The following is a 12,527-nucleotide window of genomic DNA, read 5'->3' as shown; positions in this document are numbered from 1 at the left end:
ACCTCAGTGCTCTTTCAATACCCTGTGCGGTACACCGTGGGCGATTAGCTCGATCGGACACTGATACATCACTTCCAGATCATGGGGACTTATTTCTTTAGAGTCATGATAATGGAACTTCCGATTCAGACAACCTATCTTATCAACATATACTGAAACGGCACTAATGTCATGAGTGACCATTATAATGGCAATCTCGGATTTGAGCCGGTTGAGAAGTTCATAGAACTCTTTCTGCATTCTGGAATCTATACCAGTGGCCGGTTCGTCCAGTATTAACAGTTTCGGTTTTGTAACAAGTGATCTTGCAATGAAAACTCTCTGTTTCTGGCCACCAGATAGCTCACCTATCTGGCGGTCCTTAAATTCAAACATCCCAACCGTTTCAAGTGCTTCTCTTGCAGCTTTGTGATCTTCTTTATTATACTTCTGAAAAGGACCTTTATGACTCAGGCGACCCATGAGAACAACATCACACACAGTGATGGGAAAATCAAGGTTTGAGGAATTGTATTGAGGAACATACCCCACATACCTCCTCATATCCTTTGGCTTTTCTCCCAGAAGTTTTACAGAGCCCCTGTCAGGCTTTATCAATCCAAGGATGACTTTTAGGAGAGTACTCTTACCCCCCCCGTTGGGACCTATGATAGCCAGGAAATCCTTATCCTTAACAGTCAGATTGACAGATTCCAGAACACTAACACCATCATAACTTACCCATATATCCTTAAGATTGATCACATCTTCCATTTCAAGCCAGTCCTTTTTCAAACGCTTCTGCTACCTTTGCAAGGTTATCTATATAATCCTTTGCAAGTGGATCGACTTCCACAACCTCACCACCAATCTCTTTTGCAATAGCAGATGCACTTACAGTACTAAAGCCGGACTGCACGAAGATGATCTTGATACCTTTTTCTTTTGCCTCATCGATAATGGCTTTCATGCCCATGACACTTGGTTCTTTACCTTCTATCTCAACAGGCACCTGTACAAGACCATAATGGTTTGCAAAATAACCCCATGCAGGATGATAGACCATAAAACTGCTACCTTCTTTTCCTGAAAGCGTAGCCTTTATTTCCGCATCCAGCACTTCAAGCTCTGCAAGATATGCATTCTTGTTCTCAAGGTAAGTTGCTCCATTATCAGGATCTATCGCTACCAGACCTGTATAGATATTCTCTACCATCACCGCCACATTGTCAGGAGAGGTCCATATATGAGGATCCATGCCGCCTTCTTCAGGGTCATGCTCCTCAGCTTCATGAGCATGTTCTTCATCCTCAGCTTCATGAACATGTCCCTCATCCTCAGCTTCGTGAGCATGTTCATCTTCTTCATCTCCGTGAGCATGAGCATCCATTTCCAGCAAGGTAATGCCTTTGGAACAGTCAATTACCATCATATCCGGATTCAAATCTGCTATCTTGCTCATCAGTGTATCTTCAATAGTGATACCTGAACCGACCATTGCATATATTTTTGCATTGCTCATATCTTTAAGCTGGCTGGGAGTAGGTTCATAGGAATGAGGAGATGACCCAGGTGGAACCATGACAACTACTTTTACATTATCACCTGCGACCTTTTCCACCAATTCTGCCTGCGGAAGTATACTTACAGCTACGACCATACCTTCAGCATCAGATGTCGTACCTGAAATATTTTGTTCGCCAACACAACCAGCTGCCAGAAGGATGCCCATAGAAAGAAGCATCACTAAAACAATCATAGTTTTCTTCATTTTCACTTCACCATACTTTGTAATTACACCAAACTATTTGGAATCATACCACACTTTTGGAACAGGGATCATATTAAACAACTTAGAACTAACAGAAAATCAAAGGGAATTACAAGAACCATGTTTTATTCGCCCACAAACACTTACAGTCGGATGGCCCATTGCACCACACACCTTGTCGATGGCAGATTTGGAAACAAATGATTCAAACCGGGACACTTCAGCACATGCTTCTTCCGAAGAAAGGCCATAATGACTCAACATCAGGCTTAATATATTATGCCGGTTAACAAAAAACTCAGCAAATGCCCTGCCTTTTTCAGTTAGACGTACACCCCTGTAAGGAACATGATTCACATAACCAGAGTCGGAAAGATCATTAATAGTCTTTGTAGAAGTAGAAGGATCAACCTTCAGCTCTGAAGATATATCAGTAGTCTTTACAAGATCACCTTTTTTCAAAAGGAATTTAAGATATTCCACTTTTTTAGGAGATAGCTCCAGTCCTGTGATTTCCTGCATGCTATCCAATAATAAAGAAGAAGTATATAGCTCTTTTGAAATTGAGTCAACTTTACTATCTATTTTTGGCATATACTCCAACATGGCATAGGTACTGACCGAAAATATATTAGCACATACGATCGAAATTTAACATGGGTTAGAAATGCTAATACAACAGATATTCACTGAGAAAATTGCACACAGTTCTTACATACTGGCAGCCGAAAAAACTTGCGCAATAATCGATCCAAGAAGGGACATAGAGATATACCTGGAACTTTCGAGAGAACTTGAAGTAAGGATCACACATATCCTTGAAACACATCTGCATGCAGACTTTATTTCCGGGCATATCGACCTTGCACAAAGAACAGGAGCAAAAATATATGCTTCAAAATCAGCAAATTGCGATTTTGAATATGTTCCACTTTCAGAAGGGGACTCGGTTTCAATAGAGAGTATTAAACTGGACATCCTGGAAACACCCGGGCACACACCAGAGCATATATCATACGTGGTCACCGACACTTCAAGAGGCGAAGATCCGGTTGCCCTATTCTGCGGAGACACCATGTTTGTGGGCGATGTGGGCCGACCAGACCTATTTCCCGGAAGAGCAGAGGAACTTGCATCTAAATTATATGATACATTGCATGGGAAACTGCTTAAAATGCCTGATTTCTGTGAAGTATACCCTGCACATGGAGCAGGATCGCTGTGCGGAAGAGCCATGGCATCAAAACGAAGCAGCACCCTTGGCTATGAAAAAAAATACAACTATGCACTGAACATTAAAGAAAGAGCAGATTTTATTGATTCACTTACCAAAAATATGCCTGATGCACCGGACCACTTCAGACGATGTACAAATATTAACCGTGCGGGGCCAGATAAAATAAAAGAACTTCCTGCGCCTGAAGCATTAAACAATGTCCAGTTCATGACAAAAATGAAAGATGCAATAATCCTTGATGTGCGTAGCTTTGAAGCTTTTGGGGGACAACACATACATCATGCGTATAATATAGATAGTAATTCAAATCTTCCGACATATGCCGGATGGTTATTGCCACCTGAAAAAGACATACTTGTAATTTCAGACAACTACATCCAAACAATTAAAGCATGCACCCAGTTGCACCGGGTAGGACTGGACAGGATAGCAGGATACCTGGAAGATGGTATGTATGGCTGGGTAACAAACGGACTGCCCACAGGACACGTCCCCCAGATCTCATCTTATGAATTGCACAGCAGGATAACTGAAGGAAAAAGAATGACCATATTAGATGTCAGGGCTGCTTCAGAGTATGAGGAGTTCCATATAGAAGGAGCTGTAAATGTACCAGTCCATGAATTAAGAGAACGCTATACTGAGATAGACCACAATATTGAAACTATACTCATATGCGGCTCAGGCCAAAGATCAAGTATGGGATGCAGTATCCTCCTGCAAAATGGATTCACTGATGTACACAATGCCGCGGGAGGTATGACCGGATACGCTGCTGCAGGATATGGACCTGAATGTCCAATGTGTGTCCTCCCATGGGCACCCTTCAAAAATAGGAAAAACAACTCCATTATTGATGAATCATGAGACTTTTTAGATCCAGAGTAGAATTAATTGAAAGGCATGCCCTTGAAAGTGAAAATCTCCCTCACCATGTAGATGAAATCTACAATTGCATCCATAGATACCAACAACAGGATCAATATTAATAGTGCTATTAGCAACTCCGAATAATCAGGGAGAGACTGCACCAGATGGGCGAAAGAACCCACATTCCCATTTGAAGAATAAACCATTATATCACCCCAATAGAATTCTGGTGCAATACAATAAAAACATATCCATTAATGTTAATGATTTTTTATTATAATAAATAACGCTACCAACGTTGAGTCAAAATGAAAGAATATCAAATTAATAAGTTCTTACATGATATCATTTTAATAAAAGATTGCTGACCTCTGACCACATAGCTTTTATTTGTAATGAGAAAGCATCCCCAGAGTACTCTACAACGGTTTTCCCATCCATCATGGCACTGACAGGACTTTTGTCGTATGGAAGCAAACCCACAACATTTAGTCCGCGGTTTTCACAGTAGTTGCAGATATCCTGTGACAGCTCCTTATTGATATCGCATTTGTTAATGCATACTGCAACAGGTATCCTGAAATGTTGCGCTACCTGGACAACTCTTTCAAGATCATGTATTCCTGAAATCGTAGGTTCAGTAACTACAAGAACAAGATCTGTGCCCGTAATTGCAGCGATCACCGTACAACCTGTTCCTGGTGGGCCATCGATAACTATCATATCCATGCCACGTTCCAATGCAAGCTCTGTGGCCCTGCGCCTCACATTTGAAACCAGCTTCCCGCTGGCTTCCTCACCAATACCAAGCTTCGCATGGACCATGGGGCCAAACCTTGTATAAGAACAATAATATTCACCGGCTTTTTTCTCAACCATACGTATGGCACTTTCAGGACACACATATTCACAAACTGAACAACCTTCACATTTGTATACATCAATTATGCAGTCCCTGCCGATTGCACCAAATCTGCAGGATGTAGCACATATTCCACACCCATTACACATATTTCTATTGATATTTGCAATTTTTAACCCATAGAAATCATGGATTTCAAAAATATCTGGATGTAAAATAAGATGCATGTCCGCAGCATCAACATCACAATCTGCAATTACTGCATTTTCAGCAAGCGCAGCAAACGAAGCAGCGATAGTAGTTTTGCCGGTGCCACCTTTACCACTGATAACCGTAAGCTGTTTTACCATTCAGAAATCTCCCTTACATGAAACATGCTTACATATATCCTCGTACATCCCCCGAAAACTCTCTTTCCAGACTGGCATCTGCTCTATAAAGGGGATACCTTTTGAGTAAAGAATGGCTATTTTCCGATCATATGGAATCTTCATTAGAATTGGTACCCCCTCGGACTGGCAATATTCTTCGACCCTGCCATCACCAAGACCATGACGATTTATAACGACCCCAAACAGGATGTCCAGTTGTCTGACAACATCTACTGCAAGGATCAGATCATTCAGACCAAATGGTGTTGGCTCCGTTACAAGCACACAGTAATCCATTTCTGCAACAGATGCTATGACAGGACAAGCGGTCCCTGGAGGAGAGTCAATAATTGCAACTGTGCTTTCATCAATATGTGCCTTTAACTGCCTGATAACAGGTGAAGCCATTGGCTCACCAATGTTAAGCGTGCCTTGCAAAAGTTCAATATTAAAGCGCTCACTTGTGCCTTTTTCAAGAATACCTATTGATCGCTTTTCCTCTATAATGGCATTTTCAGGACAAACAAGAACGCAGCCACCACATCCATGACATAGCTTTGGAAAAAGCATGAGACTACGAGGAAGTTTTGCTATCGCATTGTACTGACAGAACTCTGCGCATTTGCCACAAAGAGTGCACTTTCCAGAATCAACCTCGGGGACGGTTATATTGACATCTTCCTCTTTTTTAAGATTAAATCCAAGAAAAAGATTGCAATTGGGTTCTTCCACATCACAATCCAGCAGTTGCGCATTGCCAAGTGCAAGGGCTAGATTAACGGCTACTGTAGTTTTGCCTGTGCCGCCTTTGCCACTTGCGATAGCTATTTTCATGATCATACACCTGAAAAAGGATTAATGGCAGTGTACATGCCCATGATCATGGTCATGCCCGCTGCATGAATTATCCTTGGTTGCTTTTGTAAGCTTGCAGGATTCCCATGCGTTGATTGCATCCTGAATTGTACCTGTGGCACCAATAAAAACATCAATACCTGATTGCTCAAACATTATTACGGCTTTGCTTCCAAGACCACCGCAGAGCATAATGTCTACGCCTTCCTTTGCCATTATTTCCGGAGGGAGACCTATGCCACCATTGTGTTCGCTAGTGTTTGGAATAACTGATACTTCCTTTGTCTCTGTATCATATAATGCATAGTAAGGTACCTTTCCAAAGTGCTGGCCAACTGTTTCTTCAATTCCATTCTGCCCCATTGAGGGTATACATAATTTCATATTTGACACCTCTATTGATTATTGTTATTTTTCGTTGTTTTGTTTTAAAAGAAAATGCACCAAATCTGACACGGACCTTAAACCCCGGACTTGCCAGCAGAGTTTGCGGCACCAATTGTTTCCAGTGTGCCTGCCCTATAAGCCTCAATGGCTTCAAGGACTGAACCTGCAGAAAAGGCCTTTATTTCAACACCTTCTGACAAGAGCAATGAAAAAGCATTCGGACCAACACTGCCTGTTATTAGTACGTCTATACCTTTACCAATAACCTGCTGTGCTGCCTGAACCCCGGCACCACCTGAAGCAGAAACCTGTCTATTCTCAATAGATTCAAATTCCATAGATCCCGGGTCTACGAACATAAAATATCCGCACCTACCAAAATGAGGATCCACGGGTGCCCCAAAACCAGAATTACTTGCTGTCACACATATTTTCATTGTTATTCTCTCCCATAAGACCAATTATAGAATATATACACACATATGAGAATAAATATAAATAGATATCCCATCGTGAATCTATATTTACACGCATTCGCGCAATAAGTGTAGAAAATGACCACCCCCTATATATACAAAAAAAACAAAGTTATGTCAAATGTTGACATTTTTTGAGGCAATTGTACTTGGAATAGTACAGGGTATAGCAGAATGGTTGCCGATAAGCAGCCAGGGAATGACAACCCTCGTAATGTTGAACTTATTTGACAAAACCCTTGCAGATGCACTGCCAATAGCTATATGGCTGCACACAGGAACCCTTCTTTCAGCTGTCGTTTACTTCAGAACAGATATAAAAGAGATAACTGTGGAAATACCACAGTACTTAAGTAACAGGAATATCAAGGACAAAAAGGATAGCATAATTACATTCCTATTGATAACAACAGCCATTACCGGGATAATAGGACTTCCACTTATTCTTTTTGCAACAGGAATGGAAGAATTTTCCGGTAAGATTGCAACCGCCATAATCGGTGCACTCCTTATAATAACAGGCCTGCTGCAGCTATCTGCTTCAAAGAAAACAAAGAAAAGAGAACAGACAGTTATCACAGATTCAATTATCGCAGGAGTTGTACAGGGCTTTGCCGCACTTCCGGGCATCAGCAGATCTGGCATAACAGTCTCAGCACTGCTCCTGCGCGACATGGAAGCATCCCAGGCCTTAAGACTCAGTTTCCTCATGAGTATACCTGCGGTCTTTGCCGCAGATGTAGGTATGGGAGCCATGGGATTGCTAAGCTTTGATGCCAACTCATTACTGGCATTACTCTTTGCATTCGTATTTGGAATATTAACTATTGACCTATTCATCCGGGCGGCCAAAAAGTATGATTTCTCAAAATTCTGTATTGCTCTGGGAATACTCAGTATCCTTACATATTTTTTATGATTATTTCTATTTTGTCACAAGAGAGAGTAAATATATGAAGGTTTCCGAAAACCTTTAAATAGTACATTGTGTAATGAGCGTGTAACAATGACTTGCAGAGGAAGACCCAGATCACCTAGAAGAATTGAGTGCTCACCAGAAGTTCTCTATTTCAAACCGCGTGGAGTGCCACTTAAAGAGCTTGAGACAGTATCTCTTGCAATAGAGGAACTTGAAGCCCTGCGCCTGGCAGACCTTGAAGGACTGCAGCAGGAAGAAGCTGCCATCAGCATGGGCATCTCCAGACGGGCTTTCTGGCAGGACCTTCAGAATGCAAGAAAAAAAGTAGCTTCAGCCCTTATTGAAGGTAAAGCCATAGAGATCGTTGGCAAAGATCCTAAAGAAATGGGATAATTGCCATTGTTATTGTAATTCCTTGTTTCATTTAATTATCCAAAACAGAGGACGTCTAAAGGAGATCCTATATGACACAGAATATCCAAAGTGCAAATGACCTTTTAAAGAAGCCAGAGGAACCTAAACTTATCAGGAACATGAGAGCCATCAAGAAGAAGATAATGGTGATGAGTGGTAAAGGAGGGGTCGGCAAAAGTACTGTAGCAGCAAACCTGGCTGCGAGACTTGCTGAGCGTGGACACAAAGTAGGGCTTCTTGATGCCGATATACACGGACCTAGTATCCCCAAGATGTTCGGTATTGAAGAGCAAAGACCTACCGTCGATGAAAACGGCATTGTGCCGATCAAAATCACAGAAAACCTTGTTGTGATGTCCGTGGCACTCCTCCTTGAGGACAGAGATGCACCTGTTATATGGAGAGGACCTGCAAAGATGGGAGCTATAAAACAGTTCCTTCAGGACGTATCATGGGGAAAACTGGACTACCTGATCGTAGACCTGCCTCCAGGCACTGGAGATGAACCACTCAGTATTGCACAATTAATAGAAAAAATGGAAGGTGCCGTCATTGTGACAACTCCGCAGGACGTAGCACTTGTCAGTGTCAGAAAATCCATCAAATTTGCAGAGATACTAAAAGTACCTGTTATTGGCATTATTGAAAACATGAGTGGTATCATCTGCCCACACTGCAATGAAATGATAGAACTGTTCGGAAAAGGAGGAGTAGAGAAAGCATCTGTGGACTTTAATGTGCCTGTTCTTGGTGAACTTCCGATGGATCCTAAAATTGCAGAGATAGAGGACAATGGAAAGGTTTACACAGACATCAACGAAGAGATGCTATGGGGCAAGAGCTTTGCTGCAATTGTTGATGCTGTAGAAAATTTTAAAAAATAATGTTCTGCCAGGAAGAGTTTGCATCTTCCTTTTTTAATTCCTGTTTACTGTGTTTCCTGTTTCAGAATTATTTTTCAGATTTTGGAATAAGCGGAACACATGAAGGTAGGGATTGCAGGCAGAAAAACAGATAAACATCTGTGCCATCATGGACAATATGGATTTTAAGAGTGAAGCATCATTCAAATGGCTTTATTCACAGAAGATAACAAAAATAAAAGATATTGCACGCGTAGTTCAGGCATGTTATCTCTGGAAAGAAGAAAATAACTATACAGAAGAACTCACAGAGAAGTTAATAAAGTTAAAGAACAGAGATTCATGGAATTCTGATCTGCGGGACACCTCACGTGCGACCTCAGCCCTTGCACTTAAAGACATTGTTTTTCCAGAGGTTGAACGATGGTTGCTTTCAAAACAGACAGAAGGATCCTGGAACAATGATGTTTACGACTCTGCATATGCACTTATATCGCTTGCTGATATGGGTTCATATAATCATGAAGGATGCATGTGGCTTGTTGAGAACTACGGGAAAAAATGGGAACACCCAGGTACGACCGCCCTAATTATCACTTCTCTATTAAAACAGGAAAAAATCAAGAATGAAAAAATCTTCAATGATTTTGCAGAGGAACGTGCCAAGTGGATAATCACTCAACTGGAAAAAGATGGGGCATGGAAAACCCTGGCTACCAGCAATCTTGTAATCCAATCACTGCTTCTTGCAGGACATAAAGATAATATAGTTATTCCTATCCAGTGGATATTATCATGTATGAACAGTAACGGATCATGGGGAAAAGAAGGCGGCGACATCAATACAACATCCCTGTCACTTATCACCCTTCAGGAATGGAGCAAATGAAAACTATTTTACAGGCAAAATGATATGAACAGTAGTTCCAGTTCCAATTTTGCTCTCAGCCCATATATCGCCTTTATGGGCCTTAATTATTTTTTTGCATATGTAAAGACCAAGACCGTTTCCACCATACTTGCGCGTTGATGAACCGTCAACCTGATAGAATCTGTTGAATATCTGATGGAGATTTTCTTCGGAAATGCCTATACCATTATCTTTTATTTGAATATGTACCTTTTTGTCATCCTGTAAAATGACAGATATCCGGATTTTTCCACCTTCGTGCATAAATTTTATGGAGTTATCTATTATGTTTATAAATACCTCTTCTAGATAATCCAGATCTCCTTCTATCAGCGGTATAGTTGAAGGAATTGATTTTTCGACTTCATGTCCTTTGCTTGCAAGTTCGGGCAACCGGTTATGTACTGCTGAATCTATTACCTCAGAGACCCTTAAAGGAACAAAAGTATATTCAACATTTCCACCTTCAGTTATACTGACGTAGAGCAGGGAATCTATCAGCCTTTTTAGTCTTTCAGAACTGAGCATTACTTTTTCCATTGCATCTTTCTGCTTCTGGTTCAGTTCACCCAGTGCCCCCTCATACATTAATTCACTGTATCCTTTAATAGGAATGAGCGGAGTTTTTAATTCATGTCTCAGATTGGAAAGGAATTCATCTTTCATCCTGTCAAGGGATTTTAGCTCCTCGTTTGCCTTTGCAAGATCTGCAGCATACTGGTTTAGGGCTTTTTCTGCAGCTTTACGTTCGGTGAAGTCTTCAACAACACATACACCACCCATGAATCTTCCTTCATCAGATATAACAGGGCTGAATTCTGCCTTTATAGGAATTATCTTCTTAGAGAATGGAGAACAAAATTCATCTTCAAAACGTGCAGGAATACCTGCAAGTACTTGTTTAATAGCCTTTTTGATGGAGTTATTATTGAAAGACTCGACGATATTAAAACCGATAATTTTAGAGATCACACTTTCTTCAGGTACACCTAATATCTTCACTAAATTCTCATTACACTGTGTTATAACTCCATTTTCATCAAAATGGAAGATACCCAGCGGTGATTTTTCAAACATCATACGATATTTGTTCTTGGCAATATTCATCAACCTCTCTTTCATTTTCCTTTTTGAAATGTCATTGATGATAGCACCATGGAAAACCTCACCTTTTATTCTTGTTGTTGTTATTGCCAGCTCCAGAGGAAATTCTGTACCATTCTTACGTAAACCGGTTACCTCAATAATATTTCCCACTACAGGGGATTTACCAATGGATATTACCTCATCCCAGCCTTCATGAGCCTTACGATATCTTTTTGGCATTATGAGACTTATAGGCTTTCCAAGTACCTCATCACGCTTGTACCCGAAAAGCTTGCTTGCATCCATGTTCCAGAAAGTGATCATTCCCGTATAATTAGAAAGTATAAATGCATAGGGAAGAGAGTCAAGATGAGAAAATATCTTTTCTATCTCCAGAAGTAACTCCTCTTCACATTCTTTTTTCACCTGAATATCTGTGAAGGACAAAAGTAATGCCTTGTTCGAAGAGGTTGTATCTTTCAACAGACGTGTATTCAAAAGAAAGACTTTTTGAACTCCATCAAATGCTTTAAGCGATAGTTCTAAAATCCGGGGCTCAGTAGTGTCATCCGATAAAATTGATGAGAAGAAAACTTCTATTTCTTCCTTTTCATCTTCAGAAATACACAGTTCTATGAAGTTTTTATATATGTCCGTATTTTCAAAACCAGAATGGTTTCGTGCTTTTTTGTTAGCCAGTATTATCCTGTTCTTTTCATCAACTACAAATATGAGAGAATCCAGAAGATCGAAAAAAACCTGTGAATGCTCAATTTCCGAAAAAGATATTTCTTCACCAAATATTCGGGCCGAATCTTCTATGGTCAGAGAGTAATCACTCCCATTATTCGGAGAATCGAGTATTTCTTTTTTACTGGCCATCTATACACCTTTGGACCTGGTAAATAAATCATAGAGAAACCTACATAAATAAAGCCCAGGTACATGTAATTATATTGAATGTATAATATATAATGGTTAGTATTTGGGAGGTCATAAATTTTGAAAATGCATCAAAAGCAGACCTTTAGAGTAGGATTTATAATCGAAAAAACTATAGAAGTATGCATGGTGACCTTAGATGAGTGAAAATCTAATCAAATATCATGAAGATTCTAATACTTACATTACCCGCAAAAACGCCTATTTTGAAACAGATGTCAAGATTGAAGGAAATTTCATGGCTGGAGCAGGTTCTAATTTCTGGAAAGACATTAATGTAAAAGGAGTCCTAAAACTTGGAAAAGGAACCTTTGTAAGAGGGAATATAATAGCAGATGAGGCCATCATAGGTGCAAAATCAGAGATTAATGGTAATATCGAAGTGTCAGGAAATCTTAAAATATTTGATTCCGTACAAATCAATGGCACTGCAATTGCAGGAAAAGAAATGTTTGTCCGTCCTGGCTGCAAGATCAAATTTGCAAAAGCCAGCAGCACGATGGAAATTGTCGGAAAAGTAAGTATTAAAGAAATAGAATCAGGAACAAGGGTAATTGTGCGTTCGGAGTGAACGCACAAATAACA

At 40.4% G+C, this 12,527-nt stretch carries 15 protein-coding genes; 6 read left to right on the top strand and 9 right to left on the bottom strand.

The annotated features are described in order from the left end of the window. Window positions 1-3 precede the first annotated feature (3 nt). From BB781_RS02135 to BB781_RS02125, 3 genes are all read right to left on the bottom strand, one after another. On the bottom strand, window positions 4-753 hold the full coding sequence (locus tag BB781_RS02135; protein WP_094226879.1) for a metal ABC transporter ATP-binding protein: 750 nt from the start codon (window positions 751-753) through the stop codon (window positions 4-6). Between the two features lies 1 nt (window position 754). After that, the gene (locus tag BB781_RS02130; protein ID WP_094226839.1) at window positions 755-1,750 is read right to left on the bottom strand and encodes a metal ABC transporter solute-binding protein, Zn/Mn family; all 996 of its coding nucleotides are present in this window, start codon (window positions 1,748-1,750) and stop codon (window positions 755-757) included. Window positions 1,751-1,849: 99 nt separating this feature from the next. Then, a complete protein-coding gene (locus BB781_RS02125; RefSeq protein ID WP_094226838.1) occupies window positions 1,850-2,272 on the bottom strand; it encodes a metal-dependent transcriptional regulator in 423 nt (140 codons plus the stop codon). A gap of 145 nt (window positions 2,273-2,417) precedes the next feature. Here BB781_RS02125 and BB781_RS02120 point away from each other — a divergent pair, with 145 nt between their 5' ends. Next, window positions 2,418-3,854, top strand: coding sequence for an MBL fold metallo-hydrolase (locus BB781_RS02120; RefSeq protein ID WP_094226837.1), 1,437 nt, complete (start codon window positions 2,418-2,420; stop codon window positions 3,852-3,854). 23 nt (window positions 3,855-3,877) lie between these two features. Here the strand turns inward: BB781_RS02120 and BB781_RS02115 are convergent, their stop codons facing one another. The 5 genes from BB781_RS02115 to BB781_RS02095 form a co-directional block, all read right to left on the bottom strand. After that, window positions 3,878-4,063, bottom strand: a complete 186-nt coding sequence (locus BB781_RS02115) for a hypothetical protein (RefSeq protein ID WP_094226836.1) — start codon at window positions 4,061-4,063, stop codon at window positions 3,878-3,880. Between the two features lie 139 nt (window positions 4,064-4,202). Then, complete coding sequence (locus BB781_RS02110) at window positions 4,203-5,069, bottom strand: ATP-binding protein (RefSeq protein WP_094226835.1); 867 nt, start codon at window positions 5,067-5,069, stop codon at window positions 4,203-4,205. Next, window positions 5,070-5,924, bottom strand: coding sequence for an ATP-binding protein (locus BB781_RS02105; RefSeq protein WP_094226878.1), 855 nt, complete (start codon window positions 5,922-5,924; stop codon window positions 5,070-5,072). It lies immediately after the preceding gene. Window positions 5,925-5,945: 21 nt separating this feature from the next. Beyond that, on the bottom strand, window positions 5,946-6,329 hold the full coding sequence (locus tag BB781_RS02100) for a NifB/NifX family molybdenum-iron cluster-binding protein (RefSeq protein WP_094226834.1): 384 nt from the start codon (window positions 6,327-6,329) through the stop codon (window positions 5,946-5,948). A gap of 77 nt (window positions 6,330-6,406) precedes the next feature. Continuing rightward, the gene (locus BB781_RS02095) at window positions 6,407-6,769 is read right to left on the bottom strand and encodes a NifB/NifX family molybdenum-iron cluster-binding protein (RefSeq protein ID WP_094226833.1); all 363 of its coding nucleotides are present in this window, start codon (window positions 6,767-6,769) and stop codon (window positions 6,407-6,409) included. Window positions 6,770-6,929: 160 nt separating this feature from the next. Between BB781_RS02095 and BB781_RS02090 the strand changes: the two genes are divergently transcribed. The 4 genes from BB781_RS02090 (at window position 6,930) to BB781_RS02075 (ending at window position 9,893) form a co-directional block, all read left to right on the top strand. Beyond that, window positions 6,930-7,727 (top strand): undecaprenyl-diphosphate phosphatase, encoded by a 798-nt coding sequence (locus tag BB781_RS02090; RefSeq protein WP_094226832.1) that lies wholly within the window; start codon window positions 6,930-6,932, stop codon window positions 7,725-7,727. An 87-nt stretch (window positions 7,728-7,814) separates the two neighbouring features. Then, window positions 7,815-8,120 carry a DUF134 domain-containing protein gene (locus BB781_RS02085; protein WP_094226831.1) on the top strand — a complete coding sequence of 102 codons (306 nt, stop codon included), beginning with the start codon at window positions 7,815-7,817 and terminating at the stop codon, window positions 8,118-8,120. 71 nt (window positions 8,121-8,191) lie between these two features. Beyond that, entirely contained in the window at window positions 8,192-9,025 is an 834-nt protein-coding gene (locus BB781_RS02080) for an Mrp/NBP35 family ATP-binding protein (RefSeq protein WP_094226830.1), read from the top strand. 157 nt (window positions 9,026-9,182) lie between these two features. After that, window positions 9,183-9,893: a hypothetical protein gene (locus tag BB781_RS02075; RefSeq protein WP_164997744.1), complete on the top strand. Its 711-nt coding sequence runs from the start codon at window positions 9,183-9,185 to the stop codon at window positions 9,891-9,893. Between the two features lie 3 nt (window positions 9,894-9,896). Here the strand turns inward: BB781_RS02075 and BB781_RS02070 are convergent, their stop codons facing one another. After that, window positions 9,897-11,882 (bottom strand): PAS domain-containing sensor histidine kinase, encoded by a 1,986-nt coding sequence (locus tag BB781_RS02070; RefSeq protein ID WP_094226828.1) that lies wholly within the window; start codon window positions 11,880-11,882, stop codon window positions 9,897-9,899. A gap of 199 nt (window positions 11,883-12,081) precedes the next feature. On the opposite strand from BB781_RS02070, the gene BB781_RS02065 reads away from it, so the two are divergent. Next, a complete protein-coding gene (locus BB781_RS02065) occupies window positions 12,082-12,513 on the top strand; it encodes a polymer-forming cytoskeletal protein (protein ID WP_094226827.1) in 432 nt (143 codons plus the stop codon). The last annotated feature ends 14 nt before the right edge of the window (window positions 12,514-12,527 follow it).

Origin of the sequence: Methanolobus psychrotolerans, assembly GCF_002243045.1 — an archaeon.
Taxonomy (GTDB): Archaea; Halobacteriota; Methanosarcinia; order Methanosarcinales; family Methanosarcinaceae; genus Methanolobus; species Methanolobus psychrotolerans.
This window is presented reverse-complemented; position numbering and strand designations above follow the sequence as displayed.